This window comes from Micromonospora sp. NPDC092111 (genome assembly GCF_044755745.1).
Lineage (GTDB): Bacteria > Actinomycetota > Actinomycetes > Mycobacteriales > Micromonosporaceae > Micromonospora.
This window is the reverse complement of the sequence record NZ_JBIVRQ010000002.1, coordinates 103,107-127,219: the sequence shown is the minus strand read 5'-3', so window position 1 is coordinate 127,219 and position 24,113 is coordinate 103,107. Positions and strand designations below refer to the sequence as shown.

Annotated in this window: 26 protein-coding genes and 3 tRNA genes; 17 read left to right on the top strand and 12 right to left on the bottom strand. The window is 70.6% G+C overall.

Features of this window, described 5'->3' with window-relative positions; all coding sequences use genetic code 11:
* Positions 1-57: 57 nt before the first annotated feature.
* The 12 genes from ACIQG9_RS06620 to ACIQG9_RS06565 all read right to left on the bottom strand — a co-directional run bounded on the left by ACIQG9_RS06620 (position 58) and on the right by ACIQG9_RS06565 (position 8,940).
* Complete coding sequence (locus tag ACIQG9_RS06620; protein ID WP_400398906.1) at positions 58-1,659, bottom strand: YfjI family protein; 1,602 nt, start codon at positions 1,657-1,659, stop codon at positions 58-60.
* Entirely contained in the window at positions 1,656-2,342 is a 687-nt protein-coding gene (locus tag ACIQG9_RS06615; protein WP_400398905.1) for a DUF6884 domain-containing protein, read from the bottom strand. Before ACIQG9_RS06615 ends, ACIQG9_RS06620 begins: the two co-directional genes overlap by 4 nt.
* A gap of 83 nt (positions 2,343-2,425) precedes the next feature.
* The gene (locus ACIQG9_RS06610; protein WP_400398904.1) at positions 2,426-3,352 is read right to left on the bottom strand and encodes a bifunctional DNA primase/polymerase; all 927 of its coding nucleotides are present in this window, start codon (positions 3,350-3,352) and stop codon (positions 2,426-2,428) included.
* 15 nt (positions 3,353-3,367) lie between these two features.
* Positions 3,368-3,628 (bottom strand): hypothetical protein, encoded by a 261-nt coding sequence (locus ACIQG9_RS06605; RefSeq protein WP_400398903.1) that lies wholly within the window; start codon positions 3,626-3,628, stop codon positions 3,368-3,370.
* Positions 3,625-3,852, bottom strand: a complete 228-nt coding sequence (locus tag ACIQG9_RS06600) for a hypothetical protein (RefSeq protein ID WP_400398902.1) — start codon at positions 3,850-3,852, stop codon at positions 3,625-3,627. Before ACIQG9_RS06600 ends, ACIQG9_RS06605 begins: the two co-directional genes overlap by 4 nt.
* Positions 3,849-4,145, bottom strand: coding sequence for a hypothetical protein (locus tag ACIQG9_RS06595; protein ID WP_400398901.1), 297 nt, complete (start codon positions 4,143-4,145; stop codon positions 3,849-3,851). Before ACIQG9_RS06595 ends, ACIQG9_RS06600 begins: the two co-directional genes overlap by 4 nt.
* Positions 4,142-4,378, bottom strand: a complete 237-nt coding sequence (locus tag ACIQG9_RS06590; RefSeq protein ID WP_400398900.1) for a hypothetical protein — start codon at positions 4,376-4,378, stop codon at positions 4,142-4,144. The genes ACIQG9_RS06595 and ACIQG9_RS06590 overlap by 4 nt, the downstream gene beginning before the upstream one ends.
* A gap of 156 nt (positions 4,379-4,534) precedes the next feature.
* Complete coding sequence (locus ACIQG9_RS06585) at positions 4,535-6,739, bottom strand: cell division protein FtsK (RefSeq protein ID WP_400398899.1); 2,205 nt, start codon at positions 6,737-6,739, stop codon at positions 4,535-4,537.
* Between the two features lie 98 nt (positions 6,740-6,837).
* Positions 6,838-7,644 carry an ABC transporter permease gene (locus ACIQG9_RS06580; RefSeq protein WP_400398898.1) on the bottom strand — a complete coding sequence of 269 codons (807 nt, stop codon included), beginning with the start codon at positions 7,642-7,644 and terminating at the stop codon, positions 6,838-6,840.
* 17 nt (positions 7,645-7,661) lie between these two features.
* Complete coding sequence (locus tag ACIQG9_RS06575; RefSeq protein WP_400398897.1) at positions 7,662-8,324, bottom strand: NUDIX domain-containing protein; 663 nt, start codon at positions 8,322-8,324, stop codon at positions 7,662-7,664.
* The gene (locus ACIQG9_RS06570; RefSeq protein WP_400398896.1) at positions 8,321-8,695 is read right to left on the bottom strand and encodes an RRQRL motif-containing zinc-binding protein; all 375 of its coding nucleotides are present in this window, start codon (positions 8,693-8,695) and stop codon (positions 8,321-8,323) included. Before ACIQG9_RS06570 ends, ACIQG9_RS06575 begins: the two co-directional genes overlap by 4 nt.
* Positions 8,695-8,940, bottom strand: a complete 246-nt coding sequence (locus ACIQG9_RS06565) for a DUF6284 family protein (protein WP_400398895.1) — start codon at positions 8,938-8,940, stop codon at positions 8,695-8,697. Before ACIQG9_RS06565 ends, ACIQG9_RS06570 begins: the two co-directional genes overlap by 1 nt.
* Positions 8,941-9,341: 401 nt before the next feature.
* Here ACIQG9_RS06565 and ACIQG9_RS06560 point away from each other — a divergent pair, with 401 nt between their 5' ends.
* The 17 genes from ACIQG9_RS06560 to ACIQG9_RS06480 all read left to right on the top strand — a co-directional run bounded on the left by ACIQG9_RS06560 (position 9,342) and on the right by ACIQG9_RS06480 (position 23,955).
* Positions 9,342-9,755, top strand: a complete 414-nt coding sequence (locus ACIQG9_RS06560; RefSeq protein WP_400398894.1) for a hypothetical protein — start codon at positions 9,342-9,344, stop codon at positions 9,753-9,755.
* 73 nt (positions 9,756-9,828) lie between these two features.
* Positions 9,829-11,316: a helix-turn-helix transcriptional regulator gene (locus ACIQG9_RS06555; RefSeq protein ID WP_400398893.1), complete on the top strand. Its 1,488-nt coding sequence runs from the start codon at positions 9,829-9,831 to the stop codon at positions 11,314-11,316.
* Between the two features lies 1 nt (position 11,317).
* Positions 11,318-12,277 (top strand): NAD-dependent epimerase/dehydratase family protein, encoded by a 960-nt coding sequence (locus tag ACIQG9_RS06550; protein ID WP_400398892.1) that lies wholly within the window; start codon positions 11,318-11,320, stop codon positions 12,275-12,277.
* Between the two features lie 22 nt (positions 12,278-12,299).
* Complete coding sequence (locus ACIQG9_RS06545; protein ID WP_400398891.1) at positions 12,300-13,082, top strand: HEPN domain-containing protein; 783 nt, start codon at positions 12,300-12,302, stop codon at positions 13,080-13,082.
* A 1,939-nt stretch (positions 13,083-15,021) separates the two neighbouring features.
* On the top strand, positions 15,022-17,547 hold the full coding sequence (locus tag ACIQG9_RS06540; RefSeq protein ID WP_400398890.1) for a putative bifunctional diguanylate cyclase/phosphodiesterase: 2,526 nt from the start codon (positions 15,022-15,024) through the stop codon (positions 17,545-17,547).
* Between the two features lie 96 nt (positions 17,548-17,643).
* Positions 17,644-17,716 (top strand) — tRNA-Thr (locus tag ACIQG9_RS06535).
* Positions 17,717-17,742: 26 nt separating this feature from the next.
* Positions 17,743-17,815, top strand: a tRNA-Met gene (locus ACIQG9_RS06530).
* A gap of 131 nt (positions 17,816-17,946) precedes the next feature.
* The gene (gene rpmG / locus ACIQG9_RS06525) at positions 17,947-18,114 is read left to right on the top strand and encodes a 50S ribosomal protein L33 (RefSeq protein ID WP_013288652.1); all 168 of its coding nucleotides are present in this window, start codon (positions 17,947-17,949) and stop codon (positions 18,112-18,114) included.
* 126 nt (positions 18,115-18,240) lie between these two features.
* Positions 18,241-18,687, top strand: coding sequence for a MaoC family dehydratase N-terminal domain-containing protein (locus tag ACIQG9_RS06520; RefSeq protein WP_400398889.1), 447 nt, complete (start codon positions 18,241-18,243; stop codon positions 18,685-18,687).
* 1 nt (position 18,688) lies between these two features.
* Positions 18,689-19,081: a MaoC/PaaZ C-terminal domain-containing protein gene (locus ACIQG9_RS06515; RefSeq protein ID WP_400398888.1), complete on the top strand. Its 393-nt coding sequence runs from the start codon at positions 18,689-18,691 to the stop codon at positions 19,079-19,081.
* Between the two features lie 127 nt (positions 19,082-19,208).
* Positions 19,209-19,281: transfer RNA gene (locus tag ACIQG9_RS06510), tRNA-Trp, on the top strand.
* A 213-nt stretch (positions 19,282-19,494) separates the two neighbouring features.
* Entirely contained in the window at positions 19,495-19,899 is a 405-nt protein-coding gene (gene secE, locus ACIQG9_RS06505) for a preprotein translocase subunit SecE (RefSeq protein WP_400398887.1), read from the top strand.
* 38 nt (positions 19,900-19,937) lie between these two features.
* Positions 19,938-20,660: a transcription termination/antitermination protein NusG gene (gene nusG, locus ACIQG9_RS06500; protein ID WP_400398886.1), complete on the top strand. Its 723-nt coding sequence runs from the start codon at positions 19,938-19,940 to the stop codon at positions 20,658-20,660.
* A 185-nt stretch (positions 20,661-20,845) separates the two neighbouring features.
* A complete protein-coding gene (rplK, locus tag ACIQG9_RS06495) occupies positions 20,846-21,277 on the top strand; it encodes a 50S ribosomal protein L11 (RefSeq protein ID WP_208568215.1) in 432 nt (143 codons plus the stop codon).
* An 83-nt stretch (positions 21,278-21,360) separates the two neighbouring features.
* The gene (rplA, locus tag ACIQG9_RS06490) at positions 21,361-22,077 is read left to right on the top strand and encodes a 50S ribosomal protein L1 (protein WP_400398885.1); all 717 of its coding nucleotides are present in this window, start codon (positions 21,361-21,363) and stop codon (positions 22,075-22,077) included.
* Between the two features lie 76 nt (positions 22,078-22,153).
* Positions 22,154-23,272, top strand: coding sequence for an ATP-binding cassette domain-containing protein (locus ACIQG9_RS06485; protein ID WP_400398884.1), 1,119 nt, complete (start codon positions 22,154-22,156; stop codon positions 23,270-23,272).
* Complete coding sequence (locus ACIQG9_RS06480; protein ID WP_400399277.1) at positions 23,269-23,955, top strand: hypothetical protein; 687 nt, start codon at positions 23,269-23,271, stop codon at positions 23,953-23,955. The genes ACIQG9_RS06485 and ACIQG9_RS06480 overlap by 4 nt, the downstream gene beginning before the upstream one ends.
* The last annotated feature ends 158 nt before the right edge of the window (positions 23,956-24,113 follow it).

Here is a 24,113-nt window from a genome sequence, read left to right as displayed (position 1 = left end):
GACACCCGTTGACACCGGGCGGGCCGGCAGCGGATTGTCAACGCCTGTCAACGGCTGTCAACGGGGGGCGTTGACAGCCTCGGACGTACTCTGAGCTGCGGAAACGTCGCTGGTTGGGGCGGGTGTCAGCGTGTCAACGCTTCCGGGGTCCTCCGCCGTGGCGCGGGGGTGCAGCTCGTGCCGGCCGTCCGGGCCGTTGCGGACCCACCCGAGGGCGGCCAGCTCGGCGAGCACCGCCGACACCTCGTCGGACTTCGGGAGTCGGCGGGACACCTTGCGGTGCAGCTCGCGGCGGGTGAAGGTGCTCATGCCCTTGCTCGTGAGCACGCCGAGCACGTACCGGGCGTTCTCGATCGCGGTGTCGCTACCGATGGTGGTGAGCGCGGCCCGGTAGTGGGCGGCGAAGAACTCGGCCAGGCGTACGGCATCGGCCATGCGGTCGGCGTCGATGGGCCGTCGCCAGGCGTCGGCGGGGTGGTGGGCCACGTGCAGCAGCCCGGCTAGACGCAGGGTCGCGCCGGAGAGCTTGTTGCCCCACTCCCGCATGTCGTACAGGCTGCCGCCGGGCCGTAGCTCGGCCTCGACCTGCTCGGCGGCGGCCCGCCGCACCTGGCCGGCTTTCTCGGTGAGGACGACGACGGCGGGATCTTCCCACTCGGCGAGGGTGGCGGCCAGGTCGTGCACCCGGTGCCGGTAGCCGGCGGTCACCGGCTCGGCGATCGGCGGCGTGTCCACCGCCCGATACCCGGCGAGCGAGCGCGGGAGGGCGAACAGGAACCGGGCCGGCAGGCCACGGCCGGCGAGGTCGGCGTTACCGCCGAACTTGCGCAGCACTGAGGGCTGCGCCATCACGCACACCGTCAGCGCGGGTTTGTCGACCGAGACACCTTCGCGGGTGATCCGTTCGTTGCTCATGGGCTGTCCCGCGTGGCCCTTTAGGTACGGGTCGAGGTTGGGTGCGCCTGAGTACCGGCCGGCGAGGGTGTCGAAAATTCCGCCTTCATCCGAGATGATCGCCATGCGTCCGCCGTTGGCGGCCATCAGGTTGATGAGGACTTCGGGGGTGGCGTCGTCCACGATCAGGCGGGGCAGGCCGGGAACGGTGATCGCCTCGGCCGCTATCGCGGCGGCCACCGCCTCGGCGGCGGCCTCATCCCGCTTGCCCGGGTCGGCGGCCTTCGCGGCTTGGGCCTTGGCCTGTTCGGCGTGCCGGTCGGCGATGTCCCGCAGCGCGGCGGCCTCAGCGATCCGGGGTCGCATCGCCTCCCCGAGGGTGGATTGAGCGGCGAACAGCGGCGCGGTCATCGCCCGGTGCACGGGTGATTTCCGCTCGCCGGGGCCGGCGATGACAGCGGCGAACACGTTCACCGGCTCCCGCCACCCGCCGACTGGCTCTACCTCCAAGCGGCCACCCGCGCACGCGGACAGCACGGCCACAGCGAGGGTGCCGGCCATCGCCGGGTCGGTCTGCGTGAACCGGGCGACGCCGGTCACCATGTCGCTCAGCCAGGTGGGGAACACGTCGACCGGGAACGGTGGCGGCGCGGTGCTCGGCCCGGTCAGGGGCACTGGAACATCCCACAGCGGGCCGGCGCTGCCCGGTGGCGCGTCGGTGGTGTGCGGATCGTCGGTGACGAGGTGAAGGCGGGCGGGCGTCATGCGGCACGTCCTTCCGGTATCGGGGCGGTGCGGCGGGGTTCGGTGACAACCGGGGTTGTCGCGGTGCGCGCCAGCTCGGCGAGCACGGCCATCTGTTCGGGCATCCCGCGCGTGCCGTCGAGCGGCCGGCGGGCGTGCGGCCACACCGCCGTTACCGGGTCGGCGTAGTCGCGGCCGGCGAGCACGGTCACGGTGACGGCCATGTCGATGCCGAGGCGGCGGGCTTGCGCGTAGAGGGTCGGCGCGGTGACGGCGCCGGGTTGGCCCATGCGCAGCTCGTACGGCTCAATCACGGTGTCTGGAGTGAGCAGCCCGTGTCGGGCGGACAGGATGACCAGCCGCCCGCCGAGGCGGTCAGCCGCTCTGCGGCACGCGCGGTGGTAGCTGCCGGTGTACATCTGCCCGGCTGGCGCGGGCCGGTCGAGCTTCGCGCTACCGCACGGCACGATCACGAGCGCGTCGTCGTGGCCCATCACGCTGCGGCGCATCCGAGCGTTGACCGGGTCGGCGTATGCCTTGCTGGCCGCTTGCCGGGTGGTGCCCGTGGCCCGACCTACCTCGGCGTACGACCATCCGTCGTTGAGTACGAGGTCCACCACGACCCACTCTCGGGCTTCCCGGCAGGCGGCCTCCAACGCGGCCAGCGCGGCGAGGACTTCCGAGGGTGTCCGGGCGGTGGCCAACGCGTCGGCGTGGTTGGTGACGTGAGCGGCTGCGGGGTGGAGCTGGGGCGCGCGGTGACAACTGCGGTTGTCGGCGTGCCGGGTCACGCGGCCACCGTCCGGGGTCGCTTGCTGCCGGCGGTGAGGCCGGATCGGACGGTGCGATACGCCTCGGTGGCGCGCAGCCCGGCCGTCACGCCCGCCTGTTCCAGCACGCTTTGGGCGTCGTCCTCGCCGAGCGCCCCGCCGGCCACCAACTGGCCGAGGGCCACGGCGGCGATGTACAGCGCCCGGTTTCGCTCCCCGGCGGCGGCGGTGGTCACCCGGTCGACCTCCAGGGCGACAGCGGCCCGCACGTACCCGCCGGCTCGGCCGGTGCCGAGGTCGACCACCACCGGGCGTTGCGGTGGCAGCGGCGCGGGTTCCAGGAGGGCGGCGAGCCAGTCGGCCAGCGGGGCCGGGTCGGTGTCGAGGTCGACGGTGTACGGCCGACCGGCGACCGTGGAGCCGGCGGCGACCACGTACCCGCCGTGCGCGCGGGTGTCGATCAACCACCCGACCGTGCCGGCCGTGTTGCGCAGCGTCGGCCCGGTGGGGTGGCGGTAGTAGAGGTGGGTGCCGCCCCGGCCGGTGGTCACGGTGTAGGTCGGGGTAAGGCGTTGCCCGTGGCCGGTGGTGAGGTGGGCCAGGATGTCGACCCCGGTGGTGACTCCGTGCAGGTCCCACCCGGGCGGCGGGGTCTGTCCCGGCTTGGCCACGTCGAGGTCGACCACCACCAGCCCCGACGGCCCGCACGCGAGGCCGATGCCGTAGGGGCGGGCGGTCCAGGCACGGCGGATACGGTCCGGGTCGCAGGTGGCGCGGGCTTCCCACCCGACATGCTGGCCGGCGTTGCGGCAGCGCGGGTCGCGGCCGGTGCAGTCGTCGGCGGGGTGGTCGGGGAACGCGGGTCGCTTGTCGTCGGGACGCAGCGGGAAGACGTGCCAGCCGCGTGCGGCGTGGGCGAGCGCGGCGGTGAGCAGGTCGGACATCGGTTCGTCTCCTGTTCAGGCGGGTCGGCGCTGGTGGCGGGCGGCGTCGAGGTCGATCAGCGCGCCCCCGGCGGTGTCGGTGGCCGGTCGGGGCCGTCCAGCGGCGGCGGTGGTGACGGACAGCCGGAGGTAGAGGCGGTAGCGGCCGGCGTCTTCACCAGTCATCCGCGTGCGGGGGCCGGTGTAGGTGCGGTGTCCGGCGGCGGTCAGCGCGCGGGTGATGGCGTCTAGTTCGGTCGGGGTGCCGATCAGCCACAGTTCCGCGCCGACACTCACCGCTCGGCCCTGCTCGGTGCGGTAAGCCGGCCATCGGTGGTGAGCCAGCACAGCAGCGCTTCGGCGTACCGGCGGAACTGGCGTCGCACGTGGGGCCGACAGTCACAGGCGACGCCGTGAGTTGCCTCGTGCAGCCGGTCGCCGTAGTCGGCGGCGTCGGCGGGGTCGACCACGGCGGGATCGATGTCGACCGGGCGCGCGGCGGTCGGGAGTCGGTGGCTCATCGGGGGGCCTTCCTCGGGTGGGGCCGGGCGGCGACGGCGGCCCGGGTCACGGTGGCGCGCAGATCGGTGAGTAGGCCGTGCAGTTGTCGGCGGGCGGCCAGTTCGGCGGGAGCGAGAGCGACCCGCACCCGCACTTCCGCGTGCTCTCGGCCGGCGGCGGTGCGGACCCGGACGAGGACGGCGCGGGCGCGGTCGGCGATGTCGACCACGATTTCTTCCGATCGGTGTTCGCCGAGTCCGCAGCGGTGGTCCTTGCCGCACCAGTCGGTGTGTCCGTCGCGGCGGCGGGTCATCGGTTGCCCCGGCGGTGTTCGTCTTGGATGCGGTTGAAGACGTGCACGGCGAGGCGGATGCGGCGGCCGGTGGCGTCGCAGCGGGGGCACGGGGAGGTGCGGCGGCCGGTGATGGTGCGCAGTCGGCCGGTGCCCCGGCAGCGTCGGCAGGGTCCGAACGGGTCGGCCGCGCACCGGGCGAGGTAACCGAGCGTGAGCACGGTCAGGATGACGCAGGGGGCGCTAGCGATCATGGCAAGGGAGTCCACAAGTGCCTCCACGGGGGGTTTTCGGGTGTAGAGCAGCCAGGCCGCTAGATCGCTAGCGTCCTGATGGGGTTTGGGATTGGGGGCTAGCGGTGCCGCTAGGTCTAGCGGATCTAGGCGCTAGACCTAGCGGCCCGCGTTGGGCTAGCCGGCCTTCCGCTTGCGGTCACGCTCGGTGACGGCGGTGGTGATGTCGTCGCGGTGGATGCCCTTGCGGTTGGCGCCCTTGCCGGTGGTCGGGTCGGTGCCCCACACCTGCCGGCCGACGGGCACCCGGTAGGGCTTGAGGGCTGCGGCCAACTGGCCCGGCTCCCACCCGTCGTAGAGGTCGGGTCGCAGCTCGGCCAGCCGCGCGACGACCGTCTCTGACCACACCTTCGGCTCGGTGGCCGGGACGACGGCGAGGATGTCGTCAAGCAGGGTGTCGGCCGTGCCGGTGCTCTGCTCGGGTGCCTGGCCGATGGCGTGGCCGGTGAGGGTGCCGGCGGCCTGCCGGAGCGCGTGAGCGCGGGTGATGACCCGCTCCACGTGTTCGGTCTTGGCGAAGTTCGTCCGCACCGTCACGGCCTCTTCCACCGCCCCGGAGTCGTCCGCGCCGAGCAGGATGCCCACACCCTTGTGAGCGCGCTGGAAGCGGGACGAGTCGTAGCCGGCCGGGTACGACCCGGCACCCAGCACCGCCTCGGATGACTGCCACGTCATGGTCTTGAGCGCGAAGCGGGTACCGATGTTGTCGCGCAGGTCCGTCGGCACGGCCTTCCCGTCCGGCTTCTGCGTGGCGAGCAGGATGATGATTCCGACCGACGGGCCGACCTTGCACAGCTCGGTCAGCAACTCCACGATCTCCTTGCCGTACTCCGGGTGCCCGCTGTAGCGCTGGAACTCATCGATCGAGACCAGCACTGGCCACAGCTTGAGCGACCGCTTGTCGGCGATCTGGCGGGTCACCTTCGACTCGGGGCACAGGTCCGGCGGCAGGGTGGCAATGGTGTCGTAGCGGCGGTTCATGTCGACCACGAGCGCCCGCAGGTCTTCGACCAGGCCGAGCACCACGTCATCACGGACACCGAAGCCGGCCCGGTGGGCGATGCGCTCGAACGCCCGCCAGTCCTGACCGCCCTTGCCGTCGTAGATGTGCAGCTCCACGGACGCGTCCAGCGCGGCGGCCAGCACCGGCAGGCGGGCGGCGAACGTCTTACCCATGCGCGGGATCGCACCGACCAGCAGCGACGTGAACATCAGCAGCAGCGGCACAGCCCGCCCGCGCTGGTCCTGACCGAACGGGAACGCCGTGAAGATGTCCACGATGCCCTTGTCGATCAGCGGCCACAGCCCCGACGGCGTGGCGTAGGGATCCTCATCGGCGACCCACAACGACAGCCGCCGCGCCGATCCAGTGGTACCGCGCACCCGCTCGGGCCACACCTGCACCTCGTCCAGGTCCAAGCCGGCGGCCAACTCGGTACGCCGCTTCACGGCCTTGTCAGCGGTCACCCCGAACGGCAGGTCAATCACCGCCCGCCAGCCCGGACCGTCACGCATGATGGGCATCGGGAACGTGATCAGGTCATCGGGCTTGCACAGCCCAGCGGCCAGAAACGCCCGGGTCACCACGTCGGCCGACAGCCGCCGCGCCCGAGGCGTCACCGCTGCCACGTCCAACAGCGGCTTGTCCTTCGGCGACCCGGCCAGCCCGAACACCGCCACGGCGGCGGCCAGCATCAGCCACCGCTGCCACGACCCGGCCAACACCGCCAGCACGGCGACGGTGGGCAGGCCGAGCAGCAGCACCGCCGACACGACCAGCGAGCGCCACCGCACCCGCGCGTCTCGCTGCCGCGACAGCTTCAGGTACAGCTCGGCGTTCTCCTGCCGTACGGCGGCGAGTCGGACCGGGATGCCCTCAGCGTCCGATGCCCACCGGACCGTCGCACCGAGCAGTCGGGCCACACCGAACGGTGCCCGCCAGGTCAGCCGGCCGGCGTACTTCGGGGAGCGGGTCAGGTGGTACGCGGACACGTGCGCGGTGTGCGACACCGCCCACCGGCCCGCCGTGAGCAGCTCGGAGCGCGACCGCAGCCACGCCGGCACGATCGGCCGGCGCATCGCCGAACGGCCCGCCAACACCGCCGCGAAACCCGACGGCTCGGAAACCGCGGGCGGGTCCACCGGCGGCGGCGTGTCGTCGTCCAGGTCGTCAGACTCGTCGTCCAGGTCCACCGCGAACGACCGCGCATCCGGCTTGCGCCGCCGCGCCGCGTCCAGGTCGACCACCTCAGCATCCGGGCCATTCAGCTCGGCCTCGGCGGCCTGCCAGTCGAAACGATCGTCATCTCGGGGGGACGTCATGATGGGTGTTCCTCCATCTGATCCGTGCGGGTCGGGGGTTGAGGGCCGGCGGCGCGGCGCAGGTTGTCGAGGCCATGCGGCCGCGCCGCCGGGCGGAACTAGTCGTGCGTGCGGACGAGGTGCGCGAGGGCGGCACCCATGCCGAGCACCGCGACGGGCAGGCAGGCCACGGCGGTGGTGATCCACCACGGGGCGGCGGTGACGCCGTTGGCGACCAGGAGGTGGTAGGCGACCTGGCCGAGCGCGCCGACCGCGAGTGACGCGATTGCCGACCACTTGGCGAACCGGCGAGCCCGGTCCGGTACCCGGCCGGACAGCCACACGTACAGCGCGTACGCGGCGTACGCCTCTACCCCGATCGGCAGGGTGATCGCCGAGTCGATGGTGGCCCACGAACCCGGGTCCACGATCCCGGGAAGCAGGTCTACCAGGCCGAACCCGGTCATCCGGCCGAGCCCCACCCACCCGGACCAGACGGCGACGAACGCGCCGAACGCCATGAGCACGACGGGCCACACGACGGGCCGCCGGGCCGACTTCTCCGGGGCGGGCGTGCCCGGGTGACCGGGTGCCGTGACCTGCTCGGCCGGCTCGGGGGTCGGGTCCGGCTCGACCAGCGGCGCGGGCTCGGGTACGACCGGGGCCGGTAGCGGGTCCGGGTCGATCGGCTCGGCGTAGTCGAACGGGTCGCGGGCCGGCTTGCGGAACCGCTCACGGGCCGCTTCCGCCTCCGCGATCAGGCGTGCCCGAAGCTCGTCAGCCTTCGGCGCACCGATGCGGTACTCGCGCATCAGCCGGTTCCGCGACGGGGGTCCGCCGAGTTGCACGAAGAGCAGCCGGGCCGGGTCGAGCAGATCCTCTACGGTCTGCGGGTACTTCGTGCCGTTGATGGCAGGGGCAGTCATAACGGGGTGACCTCCGGTCAGTGGTCGAGGATGTCGGCGAGCAGGTCACGGTGGGCGGGGAACACCTGTCCGCTGTGCATCTCGGCCAGGTAGCGGGTCAGCTCGGCGTAGTCGTTGGCGGGCAGCCACCGGGCGCGGCGAGCGTCGTCCTGGCCGGTCACGGCGGGCAGCGTGTAGTGGTCGCCGCCGAGGTCGATGCGAACCGGGGTGGTGACCATCCACGCCTCATCCGAGGCGCGGGGGTCGGGCACGCACCGGGCCGGCAGCGTGACGTGGGCGTGGGCGCGGCGCACGATCAGGCCGGTTTCCTCGGCCAACTCTCGATAGGCAGCGGCGGCGGGGTCCTCGCCGGGGTCGACGTAGCCGCCGGGCAGCGCCCATCCGTGGCCGTCTGCGCGTTCGACCAGCAGTAGCCACCGGCCACCAAGCGGGCCTGTCACCGTGACGATCGCGTCGGCGCACTGCTGCTCGCCCCAATGGCCCAGCTCGTTACGGCCGTAGCGGATGCCGGTCGGCGCGAACGGGTTGACCGGCCGTCCGTCGACCAGGGGGAACGGGATCGCGGCGGCGGCCCGCCGGGCGGTCCAGTCGATGCGGGTCGGGTCCATCTCCGGATCGGCCCAGCTCGCTCCGGCGGCGATGCCGGCCAGGACGGACGGGTCGGTGTAGGTGCGGGTCATGCGGCGGCCTCCATGGGATAGGCGCAGGTCAGGCACTCACCGAGTGAGCGCGGGATGTAGTAGGGGCGGACCATGCCGCAGGTCGGGCAGGTCCGGCGGGCCAACAGGGCGGCGCGGACGGCGCGGAGCTGGGCGGGAGTGGCGGTGCGCTTGGGGCGGGCCAGGTCGACCCGGTAGAGGTAGGCGGCGCGGGTGCCGCCCACGCCGCGCCAGAGCACCTGAGCGGCGATCGGCTGACCACCGGGCCGTAGGCCGGCGGCGGTCAGTTGGCGGCGGGTGGCGTAGCCGGGCGGGGCACCCTTCCACCAGTAGGTGGGGATGCCGTACCGCGCCCCGTCCGGATCGAAGTAGGCGGCGCGGATGCGCGACATCAGGCCGCGCGGCGCGGGTCGGTACGGGTGACGGTGTCGGTGGCAGCGCGGGTGACGCGGGCCTCGGCCCGGCGCACCCGACGCCAGTCCAGCTCGGTCGGTCCGCCGTGGTCCTCGGCATAGATGAGGGTGATCTCGGCGTCCAGCAGATCCAGTTCGGCCGCGATCAGCGGCCACTCCGCGTCGATCGCGGCGAGGTCGGCGGCGGTCGGTTCGGCGGTGACGGGGGCGAGGTGCGTGCGCACGGGGGATCCTCCGGTGAGTCGATGAAGCGGGGGAACACCCGGGGTGCGACCAAATCGGCCGCACCCCGGGGTGAACAGGAATCAAGAGGCAGAAGTCCATGCCGCGCGCCAGATCCGGCCCGCTCGCCCCGCTCGCCCGGGAAGACACCGGGGTCGGCCACCGTGTGGCTCAAGGCGGGGATGCCGCAGACGAATCCACGCGGCGCTCCTGCTATTCGGTTCTCAACGAACTAGCGCGCAGAGGCTCGTGGGCGCGCAGCTCCGTGAGGGCTGCCTTCCCCGGCTGCCTGCCGGCTGGTGTAGCTAATTTCAGCGCTAAAATTAGCGCTGAAGTTGTGCGATGTCAACGAGGTGAGGGGACTAGGATCAGCGGATCAAGCAGTCAGACAGGGAGGCATCAGGTGGAGGATTGGCAGGCTGTGGCCAGCGCAATCAACGGCCGGATGGCCGATTTGCCGCTGTCACAGCAGGAGTTGGCCGAGCGGTCCAAGGTGTCGGTTGCCACCCTGCGTGAGCTGCAAAAGGCGACCGCGACCCGCAAGCGGTCGGCGCGCACGCTCGCCGCGATTTCTCAGGCTCTCGGCTGGCCGGACGACTACCTTCGTGCCGTGCTGACCGGGGCCACGCCGCCGAACAGCGGTGGGGGAGTAGGGCGGGCGGACAGCTCGTCGCTGGTACTCGCGCGGCTGGACCAGCTTCACGCCGAGGTGCGGCGGCTCGCGGATGCCGTAGAGCGGATGGCGGTCGATGTCGGTCATGGCGATAAGGACACCAGTTCCGAACGCGCATCCGAACGCCGTTCACCAGCCGGGTAACCGCCGTCCACTAGGCATCGACTAGGCGCGGTTGCGCATCGGCGGATGCCTACGCAAGCGAAGGAGGGCCGTTGTGCCTGCTCACGCCAGGGATGCCACCCCGAATTTTGCGCTGTACAACCTCCGCGACGCGGCGGGCGAGACTCAGCAGGACGTGGCGGATGGGTTGAACCGCCTGGGAGTGGCGCGCGGGAAGAGACTTGCCGTAACCGCCAATCAGGTCAGCAGGTGGGAACGGGGGATCACGTATCCGTCCGCGCTCTACCGGCAGCTCCTTGCCGAGCACTTCGGCGTCTCTGTGCAGGATCTTGGACTCACCAGGCAGCGCGTCACGCCCCAGCAGCGCGACAGTCCCGAGAACGATTCCGGAGGTTTCGCGATCTACCAAGATCCGGTGTCTCACCCGCAGGCCGAGGACAGCCAGGAAGAGTGGCGAGCGGTCCGGCGGAAGCTGAACGTTCACCGTGTGCAGCTCGCACGCGAGGCCGCGCGCCTCTATGACGTGGAGCACCGCGTAGGTGACAGCGGCCTGATTGCGGCGCCGCAATGGTTGCCGTCGACTCCGATCGAGTTGGCGCAGTTCGGAATCGGGCTCGCCCCGGAGGGAACCGCGCCCCTCGTCACCGGGACCGAGGACGCTGCGGCCGGCGTACGGCCGTTGGCGTCGGACGGGCGGCGGCACCAGCGCTACAGCCTCGCCCTGCGGGATGTTGAACAGCCCCGGCTCTTTGAGAACCGGCTCGCGTGGCACCTCGCGGGAGTCGACTGGAGCCAGCCCGACCGTGCGCTCACGTTCACTACCGGCACGTACTTCGGCGGTGTCGATGTCTCGGAAGCGCTCGCGCATGAAATGGCCATGTACCACGTAGCCGGCGATGGGAGCGGCATCCTGCCGGCATCCTGGCGAAACCTGGGCTTCCGGCGGCTCGTGGGCGACCCTTTTACGCCCAGCCGTCGACCGACAGCGCCGTCAACTGACACGCTCACCCTGCGGGTAGACGACGACGGAGCGTCCTTCGTCCTGCACAACCGCGCAGCCGGCAACGTGGCCGTAGCCGGGGGAATGCTGCACATCATGCCGGCGGGAGTGTTTCAGCCATCGAGCGTCCTGCCTGCCGCTCAGGTGGCCGACTTCGACCTCTGGCGCAACATGATGCGGGAGTACAGCGAGGAATTCCTCGGCAGCGCCGAGCACGGCGGCGACGGCGAACCGGCGGACTACAGCGCGGAACCGCTGGCAGCGTTCGACCGGGCGTATGCGTCTGGCGGGGTGCGGGTGTTCTGCCTCGGCGTCGCGCTCGACGCACTCACCCTGTGGGGCGAGATTCTGACCGTCGCCGTGTACGACGGCCCCACATACGATCACCTGTTCGCCGACATGGTCGACTCCAACGCTGAGGGAACCGTGGTCAAGACCGGGCGGGTACGGCCAACCTCGGCGTTGCCGTTCACCCGGCACACCATCGACGAACTGACCGCCAGCGGGCGGCTGGCACCGGCGGCGGCCGGGTGCCTTGAACTCGCGTGGGAACACCGCCGCACGATCCTGGGGAGAGGTTGACGTGCACGTACTGGTAACTGGTGGCCTGGGATTCCTCGGCCGCGCCGTCGCCCGTGAGCTGGTCACCTGCGGGCACCAGGTCACGGTTCTGAGCCGAGGTCGCGGTGACCACACCGCACCGCCCGGCATCGAGCTGGTGTTGGGAGACGTCCGGGACCGCGCGCGGGTCGCCGAGATTGTCCAGGAGGGCGTGTACGACGGAGTCGTGCACCTTGCGGCGTTGACCAGCGGGCGGGACTCGTTCGCTGACCCGCTGGGTTATTTCGACGTCAATGCCACCGGCACCCTGAACCTGCTCATGGCCTTAGACGCCGCACGGACCACCTCCGCGCCGGCCTCTCTGGTCTTCGCCTCCACCAACATTGTCTATGGGTCGCAGCACCACGGCGCACTGTCCGAAGACCTCGAACCGCACCCCGAGAGCCCGTACGCGGCGTCTAAGGTCGCGGCTGAGCACATGGTCGCGGCGCATGCAGCGACCGGAGCAATCGGCGCTGTCATCCTCCGGCCCTTCAACATCGCTGGGGCCGTCGACGGTGTCACCGACACCGACCGCGCACGGATCATCCCGAACGTCTTCCGGGCGATCACCGGAGAGCTTGACCACGTAACCCTCAACGGTGACGGTGCGGCAGTGCGGGACTTCGTGCACGTGGCCGACGTCGCAGTCGCGGTCCGGCTCGCCCTGGCTGTCTGCAAGCCAGGTGCCAGCCAGACCATCAACCTTGGCTCAGGCATCGGAACGAGCATGGCCACCGTGGTAGCCACCGCCGAACAGGTCACCGGCCACTCGGTGACCGTCCACCGTCAACCGCCTAAGCCTGAACCGCCGGAGCTGATCGCCGACGTCAGCCGTGCCCACGCCGTTCTGGGCTGGGCTCCAGCTAGGTCCAAGCTGAGCGAGATTCTTGCCGATGCATGGGAGGCGTGGCCCCGTGGTGTGTCTACGGAGCGTGGGTGAAGGGCCGGCGCACCCAATGAGTATGACTGGTGACGAACTCTCCGAACTTGCGGCCGTGCCAACGACTAAGATTATTCGCGTTCCTGTTAGTAATGCCTGCCTGAACTTCGTGGCAAACGCGGACGATATAAGGGATTTCTATTCGCTCCACCAGGAAGCCAAAAAGGTAGACGTTAAAGCGATTTACGAGAAGCTGCATGTCGCCAATAAGGCAGTCCTCGTGCTCGTCGCCGCTCTCTGGGAGGCGTACTGCGAGGATGTTGCCGAGGAAGGGCTCCGCCTTTTGGTGCAGCACGCTCCTAACTGGGAAGCTCTTCCAAGGCCACTCCTCAAGGCGGTTGCCAAGGAGTTGCGTCGGTTGGATGAGGAGTTCGCGCCGTGGACCCTCGCTGGGGAGGGGTGGCGACAGTATCTGCTAGACCGGTTGTACTTGCTCGGGCAGAAGCGAAATTATTCGTTCGCGACGCCCAAGGCCAAGAACGTGGACGCGTTGTTCTTGGAGTCCGTTGGGATTGTGCGAATTTCGGACGCTTGGACGCTTCCGCTTGGTGTTGAATGGGCGCGCAATGAGCTGGATTCCTTCATTGACAAGAGGAATGTAATCGCGCATCGATACGAGCCTGGAAGCACTGTTGCCAAACGACATGTTAAGCAGTTCTACAACCTGGTGTCCGGTTTGGTTGCTCGGACGGACGCGGCGGTCGGCAGAGTAATTAGGGAGGTGACAGGCGCGAACCGGTGGTCCGCTACGTCGGTTCCGTCGCCGCGCCCCGCGACCGGAACCGCTAGCTCGCTCGACCAGTAGCGCCAGGCAAGCGGTTGGTTTGGAGGCTTCCCGACCGGGGGAGCTGCAACGTGAGTTGACTCCCTCCGGCAAGATGCATGCCGTGGATGGGTTTCAACTCGCTTCGGAAGCTTCGGAACGAGGTCGCTCACGGCACGACTGCGCCAGAGCCCGGCGCTGCTGTTGCCTACGTTCGTTCCGCGAACGACCTAGCGGAAGTGATCCGGTCGGGTGCGGACGTGGTTTGGCGGCGTCGGCGACACGAGGAGTAGGCAAGAGGCTCTGACGTAGACCGGGCGGCCTGTGTCGCATCTGTGTCACCGTGTCCGGGCTGAAAGACGTTCGTGCTGGTCAGCGGCTTGCGCTTGGCGCTCTGTAAATCCGTCGCGAAAGCTACAGAGGTTCGAATCCTCCACCCGCCACCAGGTGCGACAACGGCCCCTGACCAGCAGAGATGCTGATCGGGGGCCGTTGTCGTAGCCCGGCGCCGGCCGCACGGCGTCGCCGTTCTGCTCCGTGCCCACGCCAACTGCATCGACGGCGACGACACCATGGACGACAAGATCGGCGATGCGCTCGGATGACTCGCGGCGTCCGCATCGATAGCTGGCTCGGCTGCGCTGGGCGAGAATGTTCGAGTGGTCTTCAAAGCGACGTTCGCCTACGTGGCCCTGTCGGCGGTGGGTCTGGCGGCGGTCCTGACGGTGGTGGGTCTGACCGTTTGGCTATGGCGATCGATGCGACGTGGCGCTGCGTCTCGGTGGCGCGGGACCGGGTCACTGATGGCCGCACCGCAATCGGGGGCAGCATTCAACGAAGCTCGGGATGTCTGGCCAATGCCGGCGGACGAGTGAGTGCCGCACCCGTGCGGCTCAACTGTCGGTGATGTTCAGGTGACCGAGTTGAAGGCCCCTGGCAGGCGGTCAATGCGGCGCGCGGTGCTTCGTCTGGGTCAGGATTGGGGCGGCGGCAGTGCAACCGCAGCGGCGGCGCTCGTCGCGCTACGGCTCCGTCGCCTATGGGTCTCCCTGTGGATCCTCGTGGTGACCGCCACGATGTCGACGGCGGCATGCACCGCGAGTTGGCATCTCATCGAGTCGGTCCGGACGACGTTGTAGCGCGATCGGCGGTCCGGGGCAGCCAGTGGGCGTGGGCGGTTGACCCAGGGGAGCGAGACGCCAGCTCGCAACCGTCGAGGCGGTCAGGGGTCGCCGGACGGCCCGGGTGGCCGCGTCCCGCAGATCGTGGAGGCGAATTCGCTGCCCGAGCCAGGCGGTGGACAGCCCCGATCAGGTCATGGATCGCGGGCCTTTCCCGTGGTAGGCGATGATCCGGGCGGCCCGACCCCGTGCGCGTGGGTTTGTCGCTGATCTGCGGAGGGTCCGTCGACTCCCGACAGGCCGCTTCCGTAGCCCGCAAAATGAGCTATGGTGATCGATGTGATGGTTCGGGAGTGGTCGTCGCGCCCCTCACCTTCGGTGACCGCCCGCTATCTGTCTGTCGTTCCCTGAGCGGCCTCGGGTCGTTGAGATCGGGTTTGCGTCGATAGTGACATTGAGCGATTCATGGAGGCTGTTGCCGGGTCCTGACGGCGGTGATCTGGCACGTGGAGGTGGCGGAGCCTGGCCGAACGGCGGAACCTGCCCGCTGCTCGGGCTGGTGCCGCTCTCCCCGCTTTTCTGGGTACCCGAGGTGTGGCACGATCGTGGAACCTCCACCATCCCTGTGACACTCTCCCGACAGGAGCAATCATGTCTGGTCGAAGGCTGGGCCGACTGTTTGGCTCGCTCCTCGTGCTCGCCGCCGTCCTGGGTGGACCTGCCAGCGCCGGTGTGGTCGGCGCAGACGGCGGAGCGCAGATGGCGGACGTCGTCTGGACCATGGGTAGCGCGCGCTAAGCCCCGGCGTCGTCCCCGCTCCCAGTTCGTGGGGGCGACGTCTCTCCTGGAGGGGGTGGCGCATGGCCAGTCGAGACCAGCGGCGTAAGTCCACCGAACGCGCCTGGTTCATCACCGCACCCCTGGCCCTGTTCGCCATCGTCTTCAGCACTGCGATCGGCGTCATCTCCGACCGGCCCTTCGGGGACTGGGGTCTGGCGTTTCTGCTTTTCGTGGCGATGACGGGGATCAGCATCCCGGTGCTGAACCTCATCGTCCGGCGCCAGTCGGTCGGGGTGACGCTGACCGAGGTTCCCCTCGTCGTCGCGCTCTTCTTCCTGCCGCCGCTGACGGTCGTCCTGATCTACACGCTCTCCCTGCTGATCTGGAGCGCGTCGCACCGCTTCGCGCCGGCCAAGTTGTGGTTCAACGTGGCGAAGGCGGCGGCGGCCACCTCGCTGGCCGGGATGATCCTGCTGGCCCTGCCGCCGTTGCGCGGGGTCGGTCCGGGCACCTGGGGCAGCCTCTTCCTGGCGGTCAACAGCATCACCCTGGTCAGCCTGCTCTCGGTGGCCGGGGTGCACGTGCTGTTGCAGGGCTGGCCGGCCGGCCGGGAGGCGCTGCGTACCGCTCCCTCGGTCTTCCTCACCACCTCCATCAACGCCTCGGTCGGCCTGCTCGTCCTGATCGCGTTGCGGGCCACCTGGTGGTCGGCGTTGTTGCTGGCCGCGCTCTTCGCGGCGTTGGTCCAGGTCTACCGTTCGTACTCCCAGTTCTTCCGGCAGCACCGCACGCTGACCGGGATGTACGACCTGACCCGCCTGCTGAGCACCAGCGCGGAGGGAGCACTCGCCGACATCCTGCTCGACCGGGTCCGGGGCCTCATGCAGGCCGAGTACGCCACGCTCTGGCTGCCCGCCCAGGGCCGGCATCCCGAGGTGCTGCTGACCGCCCGGGTCGACACCCCGGGGCTGCTCGACTTCGCCCCCACCCCGGCGGTCTTCCGGGAACAGGCCCGCGGCCTGGCGAAGACCCTCTCGATCGGGCGGCTGCTCGGTGACGACACCGCGTTGCGTGGTGAGGTGAGCGCCAAGCAGGTCAAGGACGCCATCGTGGTGCCGCTGCGCTCCGGCCAGGCGGTGATCGGCACCTTGGAGGTGACCAACCGGCTCAGCGACATCGGCCACTTCACCCAGAGCGACATTCCGGTCTTCGAGACCGTCGCCGCGCACGCCGCCGTCGCCCTGGAGAACTCCCGCCTGGTCGACCGGCTGCGGCACGACGCCTATCACGACGCGTTGACCAAGCTGCCCAACCGGCGGCGGATCACCGCCGCGCTGGCCGAGGCGGTGAAGATCCGGGCCCCCGGCGAGGTGGTCGCCGTGCTCCTCTTCGACGTGGACGGGCTGCGGCAGGTCAACGAGTCGCTGGGGCACGCCGCCGGCGACAAGGTCCTCGTCGAGGTGGCCGAGCGGCTACGCGCCTGTGCCCCGTCGTCCGCCCTGGTGGGCCGACCCGGCGGGGACGAGTTCCTGGTGACCCTCCGGCTGGAGAACGCGGACGAGGCCCTGGAGCTGGCCGCCCAGTTGCGGGAGCAGATCCGCGACGAGATGGTCTTCGACGCGCTCACCCTCGACGTGGACACCGCGGTCGGCGTGGCGGTGCACCCCGACCACGGCAGCGACGCCGCGACCCTGCTGCAACGGGTGGACCTGGCGGCCACCGCGGCCAAGTCGGTCCCGGGCAGCGTGCAGATCTTCAACCCGGCGCTGGAGTCGCGGTCGCTGCGCCGGCTCGGACTCGCCGGGGACCTGCGCCGCGCCCTCGACGAGGGCAAGCTGGAGGTCTACTTCCAGCCCAAGGTGACGCTGCGGGACCGCCGGCTGCTGGGGGTGGAGTGCCTGGCCCGCTGGGAGCACCCGGCGCACGGCACGGTCGCCCCGGAGGATTTCGTCGCGGTGGCCGAGCACACCGGCCAACTCGGCCGGCTCACCGAGTTCGTCCTCCGGGAGGGCCTGCGACGCAGCCGGGACTGGAGCCAGACCGGCCAGCCGCTCGCCGTCGCGGTCAACATCGCCGCCCGTACGCTCACCGACCGGTACTTCCCGGACCGGGTGCGGGAGCTGCTGACCGAGTACGACGTGCCGCCGCAGCTACTGACCATCGAGATCCCGGAGTCCGGGGTGCTGGACGGCACCGAACGGCCGATCCCCACCCTGCGCCGCCTGCGCGACCTCGGCGTACGGCTCGCGCTGGACGACTTCGGCACCGGGAACTCGTCGCTGGCCCAGCTCCGCCGGCTGCCGGTGCACGAGGTGAAGGTGGACCGGTCGTTCGTGCAGGGGATGGCGACCGACCCGGGCGACCTGGCGATCGTGAACGCGGTGGTGACCCTCTCCCAGCAGTTCGGCCTGGCGGTGGTGGCCGAGGGGGTGGAGAGCGAGCTGACCCTGGAACTGCTCCAGGACATCGGCTGCGAGATCGGTCAGGGTTTCCTCTTCAGCCGTCCGCTGCCGTACGAGCGGCTGGAGGCGTGGTTCGGTGCCCAGGTGGACCAGGAGACGACCGCCGTCCCCGGCGAGCTGCCCCGGCTGCGTGTGGTGCCCTGAGCTGGGCGGACATGGCACCAGGGGATCCGATTTCACCGCCGGCGCGGGTCCGTGTAATGTATCCCCTGCGCGACGCCCTCCGGGGTGATCGGGTAGGCCCCCTTAGCTCAGTCGGCAGAGCGTCTCCATGGTAAGGAGAAGGTCTACGGTTCGATTCCGTAAGGGGGCTCAGAGGGTCCGGCTGGACCCGCCTGCGGCGGTGTAGCTCAGATGGTAGAGCAAGCGGCTCATAATCGCTGTGTCGCCGGTTCAAGTCCGGCCACCGCTACTCTCGTCCTCCGGGCCAGATCCCGGTGGTGGGTGGGACGGGCGCCACAGGCGCCCACTTTGCATGTCTGCGCAATACCTGCGTAAGCTCATGTGCTGAAGTAGTTACCTTAGCGAGGAAGGCACTCCGCCGTGGCGAAGGCGACCGATGTCCGGCCGAAGATCACTTTGGCGTGTGTGGAGTGCAAGGAGCGCAACTACATCACGCGCAAGAACCGTCGTAACGACCCGGACCGCATCGAGCTGAAGAAGTTCTGCCCCCGGGACGGCAAGCACACGGTCCACCGCGAGACCCGCTGACCCGCGGCCGGCACCGCCGGCCCGGTCCCGAAGCGATACCCGGACGCCGATCCGCACGGATGGCGCGGCCCTGAGCCGCCCTCCCGTACGGGTCGGCGTTCGTGCTTGCCGTGTAGGTTCGGCGGCATGTCCCTGGACCCGTCCTTCGTCGGCCGGAGCTATCCGCCGACCGCCCCCTACCAGGTGGGCCGAGAAAAGATCCGCGAGTTCGCCACCGCCATCGGCGCCACCGATCCGGCCCACCACGACCCGGCGGCGGCCCGGGTGCTCGGCCATCCGGACGTGGTCGCCCCGCCGACCTTCCCGGTGTTGGTCACCATGGCCGCCACCCAGCAGATCGTCGAGGATCCGGCGCTCGGCGTCGACTACAGCCGGGTGGTCCACGGCGACCAGCGCTTCGCGTACACCCGTCCGGTGGTGGCCGGGGACGAGCTGGTCTGCGTGAACACCATCGAGGAGGTCACCAACCGGGGTGGGCACGGCTTCCTGACCACCCGCACCGACGTGGCCACCGTGGCCGGTGAGCCGGTGGTCGCCGTCTGGTCCAAGATCGTCGTACGTGGGGAGTCCTGACGTGGAGCTGCCGACCCAGACGTTCCGGGTGACCCGGGCGGACCTGGTCCGCTACGCCGGCGCCTCGGGCGACTTCAACCCGATCCACTGGAGCGACCGGACCGCCACGAAGGTGGGCCTGCCCGGGGTGATCGCCCACGGCATGTTCACCATGGCCCTGGTCGGCCGGGCGGTGGCGGCGTGGGCCGGTGCGCCCGACGCGGTGGTCGACTTCGGCGTCCGGTTCACCCGCCCGGTGGTCGTGCCGGACGACGACGAGGGCACCGAGATCACCGTCGACGCGGTGGTCAAGGAGGTCACCGAGGACGGCCTGACCAGGCTCGACGTGACCGCTAGATGCCTGGGGGAGAAGGTTCTCTCGCAGGCCAGGGCGACGGTCCGGACCGCCGGCTGACCGGTCGTCCGGACGCGGTGGGTGGTACCGGTTGGGAAAGTCGGGGCGGTACCCGTACACTGGTCCGCCGTGGGGCAAGTGACCCCTGCCAGGTCGGTTGGACCGGGTGGGGCGAGCGTTGCCGCACAGGGGTGTAGCTCAATTGGCAGAGCAGCGGTCTCCAAAACCGCAGGCTGCAGGTTCAAGTCCTGTCACCCCTGCGCCTCAGGCCTGACCGTTCCCGTGGGTCGCGCCGCCAAACGGCGGCGTCCGGCCCGTGGTGGTGGCATCGGCGGGGTGGCTCCGAGGCAATCGGAGCCCTTCGTCCGGTCCGCCGGCCGCGGCCCGTCGCGGGACGGTTGGTCCGGCCGGCGTGACCAGCGCCGCGTACGCCGCCCGGGCGTACGACCCGACATCCCGCGACGGAGGGCGAAGTGGCCGAGAGTAAGCGGCGCGGCGAGGACGCCGGCGACGACGGTCGGCGCGACGAGCGCGACGAGATCGTCGACGAGGTGGCCGCCGACGACGACGCCACCGAAGCGGACGAGCCGGTTTCCCGGGGTGGCACCGCGACGCGTTCGCGGGCCCGCGCCGAGTCGGCCGACAGCAAGCCGAAGACCCGTACCGAGACCGGCCGAGTAGGGCCGTTCGCCCGCATCGCGCGTTTCTTCCGCGAGGTGGTCGCCGAACTGCGTAAGGTCATCTGGCCGACCCGCAAGGAGCTGCTGACCTACACGGCTGTGGTGGTCACCTTCGTCGCGGTGATGCTGACGATCGTGGGCCTTCTCGACTTCGCGTTCGCGAAGGGCGTGCTGTGGGTCTTCGGCAACCCCAGCTGACCGGCCGACTGAGCCGATAGTGACGGAAGTGAGCGAGCGTGCCTGAGTACGACGAGACCGCCGAGACCACGGACGAGCAGTCCACGGTGGCGACGGCGGCCAGTGACGAGTCGGTCGAGGCCGCCAGCGAGCCGGAGTTCCCGACCACGGAGCCGGCACCGGACGAGGACTACGACCCGGTCGCCGAGCTGCGCCAGAAGCTGCGCTACGCGCCCGGCGACTGGTACGTGGTGCACTCGTACGCCGGCTACGAGAACAAGGTCAAGACCAACCTCGAGACCCGGATCACCTCCCTGGACATGGAGGACTTCATCTACCAGGTCGAGGTGCCGACCCGGGAAGAGGTCGAGGTCAAGAACGGCAAGCGGTCCCAGATCCAGGCCAAGGTCTTCCCCGGCTACATCCTGGTCCGGATGGAGCTGACCGCGGAGTCGTACTCGTGCGTGCGCAACACGCCGGGGGTCACCGGCTTCGTGGGGGCCACCGACCGGGCCGACCGGCCGGCGCCGTTGAGCCTCGACGAGGTGCTCAAGTGGCTGGCCCCGGCGGTGGAGACCGAGCAGAAGAAGGCCAAGCCCGAGGTGCGGGTCCTCGACTTCGAGGTCGGCGACTCGGTCACCGTCACCGACGGCGCGTTCGCCTCGCTGCCGGCGACGATCAGTGAGATCAACGCCGACCAGCAGAAGCTCAAGGTGCTGGTGTCGATCTTCGGCCGGGAGACGCCGGTCGAGCTGAACTTCAACCAGGTCGCCAAGATCTGACGACGTACCGGCGCCGGCGGTGGGCAGACGGCCCGCCGCCGGCGCTGTCGTCGGGCCCTCCGCCGGGCCTCGGCGCGGGGGCGGTCGGAGGTTGCGCTACTCTTGAACGTCGCCGTTGTCGCACCGCGCTGACCGTGCGCGCCCGCGGCCGGCGCATTTCCCAGTTTCAAGCCCCAGGAAGTGACATGCCTCCGAAGAAGAAGCTCGTCAAGACGTTCACGCTTCAGCTCAAGGCGGGCCAGGCCACGCCGGCGCCGCCGGTCGGCCCCGCGCTCGGCCAGCACGGCGTGAACATCATGGAGTTCTGCAAGTCCTACAACGCGCAGACCGAGGCTCAGCGGGGCGACATCGTCCCGGCCGAGATCAGCGTGTACGAGGACCGGTCCTTCACCTTCGTGCTGAAGACCCCGCCCGCCGCCCGGCTGCTGCTCAAGGCCGCCGGCGTGGACAAGGGCTCGGGCGTCCCGCAGAGCCAGAAGGTCGGCTCGGTGAGCCAGGCCCAGGTGCGTGAGATCGCCGAGAAGAAGATGGTCGACCTCAACGCCAACGACATCGACCAGGCTGCGAAGATCATCGCCGGCACCGCCCGGTCGATGGGCATCGTCGTCAACGACTGACGTCGGCCTCCGACTCACCCGATCAGTTCGTGGGAGGGCGCGCGGACGCCGCGGCCCGCCAGAGACCACAGGAGTAATCAGAGATGCAGCGCAGCAAGACCTACCGCAAGGCCGCCGAGGTCATCGACCGGGCGAAGCTCTACACCCCGGCCGAGGCCGTGAAGCTGGCCAAGGACACCACCAGCACCAAGTTCGACGCCACGGTCGAGGTCGCCATGCGCCTCGGCGTCGACCCCCGCAAGGCGGACCAGATGGTCCGCGGCGTGGTCAACCTGCCGCACGGCACCGGTAAGACCGCCCGCGTGATCGTCTTCGCCGCCGGCGCGAAGGCCGAGGAGGCCGTCGCCGCCGGTGCGGACGAGGTGGGCACCGACGAGCTCGTCGCCCGCATCCAGGGTGGTTGGCTGGACTTCGACGCGGCGATCGCCACTCCGGACCAGATGGCCAAGATCGGCCGGATCGCGCGGATCCTGGGCCCGCGCGGCCTGATGCCGAACCCGAAGACGGGCACGGTGACCATGGACGTCACCAAGGCCGTTCAGGACATCAAGGGCGGCAAGATCACCTTCCGGGTGGACAAGCACTCCAACCTGCACCTGATCATCGGCAAGGCCTCGTTCTCCGAGACCCAGCTGATCGACAACTACGCTGCGGTGCTGGACGAGGTGCTGCGCGCCAAGCCGTCCGCGGCCAAGGGCAAGTACCTCAAGAAGGTCACCCTGACCACCACCATGGGCCCGGGCGTCCCGGTCGACCCGAACGTGGTGAAGAACCTCCAGGAGACCGGCGCCGAGGGCTGACCGACTCCCGCGAAGGGCCCCGCCACGGACCGTGGCGGGGCCCTTCCGTGTCCGCGGGTTGTGGCAGGCTCGTCCCATGCGACTGGAGGAGGTCTGGCTCCGGTACCACCGGGGCGGCTCCTGGGTGCTGCGCGGCGCCACGGCGCGGCTCGACCCGGGTGAGGTGGCGGTCGTACTCGGCCGCAACGGGGTGGGTAAGTCAACCCTGCTCCAGCTCTGCGCCGGGGTGCTCCGGCCGGTGCGTGGCCGGGTCGTCGACCGCCCCCGCCGGGTCGGCTGGGTACCGGAGCGCTTTCCGGCCGACCAGCCCTTCACCGTCGCCCGCTACCTGACCGGGATGGGTCGGGCGGCCGGGCTCGACCGGGCCGGTGCCGACCGGGCGGTCGACCACTGGACGGCCCGGCTGGGCCTGACCCGGTTCCGCACGGTCCGCCTGCCGGAGCTGTCCAAGGGCACCGCGCAGAAGGTCGGCCTGGCCCAGTCGATGCTCCGCACACCCGGACTACTGGTGCTGGACGAGCCCTGGGAGGGGCTGGACGCGGCAGCCCGGGAGCTGGTCCCGGAGTTGGTCGACGAGGTGCTGGCCGGTGGCGGATCGGTCCTGGTCAGCGACCACCGGGGGGAGACCGTCCGGCTGCCGGGCGCCCGCCGCTGGACGGTGGACGACGGGCTGGTGTCCGAGGAGCCCTCCGCCGGTCCGGAGGCCGTCGCGGTGGTCGAGATCGCCGTCCCGGCCGCGCGGGTCGCCGGCACCGTCGCCCGGCTGCGCGCCGAGGGCCACCACGTTCTCCGGGTACGCGACCACGCCGTCCCACCGCCGGGGACGGCTGCGCCGCCGCTACCCGGTCCGTCTGCTGGGGCTGCACTGGTGTCACCCGGTTCGGCCACCGGGGCTGGGCCGGTGCCGTCCGGTTCGGCCGGTGACGCTGTGCCGCCGCGGTCCGGTTCGTCTGCTGGCGCTGTGGCGCTGTTGCCCGGTTCGGCCGGTGACGCTGTGCCGTTGGTGCCCGGTTCGGCCGCCGGGGCTGGGCCGGTGCTGCTTGGTTCGGCCGATCGCGCTGTGCCGCTGCCACCCGGTTCCCCCGCCGGGGCGGTTCTGCCGGGCGCCGGCGACCCCGGTCCCGTCCCATCCCCTGCGGGCCGGTCCGTCGGTGACCTGGCGCGGGACGGCCGGCCGGGCGAGGTGCCCCGCTGAGCGCGCTGGTCCGACTTCGGCTGGCCGGCTTCCTGCGTACCGGTCGGGCGATGGCGCCGCTGCTGGCCGGCCTGCTCGCCCTGGGCGTCTTCTACGGCGGCGGCCGGGCCGAGCCGGCCGAGGCGTACGGCGTCTCTGCCGTGGTGCTCTTTCCGGTGCTGGCCTGGCAGACCAAGATCGTGCTGGACGTCGAGCCGGACATCCAGCGCCGGATGGCACTGGTGCTGGTGGGCCCGGCCCGGGAGCGGGTCGCCGGGCTGCTCGCGGCGGCGGTCGCGGGCGTGGCAACGGTGGTCGTGGCACTGGTCTTTCCCTGGCTGGTCGGCGGGGTGGCCGTGCCGGCACCGGGGGACCCCCCGTTGGTGGCCTCGCTCACCCTCGGGCTCTGGGCGCACCTGCTCGCACTGCTGCCGGCGGGGGCACTGGGTGCCCTGGCCAGCCGGGCACTGACCCGCACCGCCGGGTACGGCGTCGCGGTGCTCGCCGTGGGCGCGGTCGGCACCTTGGCGCTGGGCCTGCGCGGCTCGGTGGCGCCCTGGTTGGTGCCGCCGGTGCTGGCGACCGCACGGGCGCTCGCCAGCCCACTGCCGGCCCACACCGCCCTGCTGCTCTCTGGCTGGGCGGTCGCCTGGGCCGGCGTGGTGTTGGCGGGCTACGCCTGGCGGCGGCGGGTCCGCCCCTGACGGTGAGGAGGTGGGAGCAGAGCAGGTCACCCGGCCAGCTCTGACTCAGCCGCTGACAGTCGGCCCCTGCGCGCGGCCGGAAGCACCCATGGTCGGCGAGCCGGCCATCCTCGATCTTGTCAACGCGGCCCCTGACCGCCGATCTCCTCTGCCGGGCG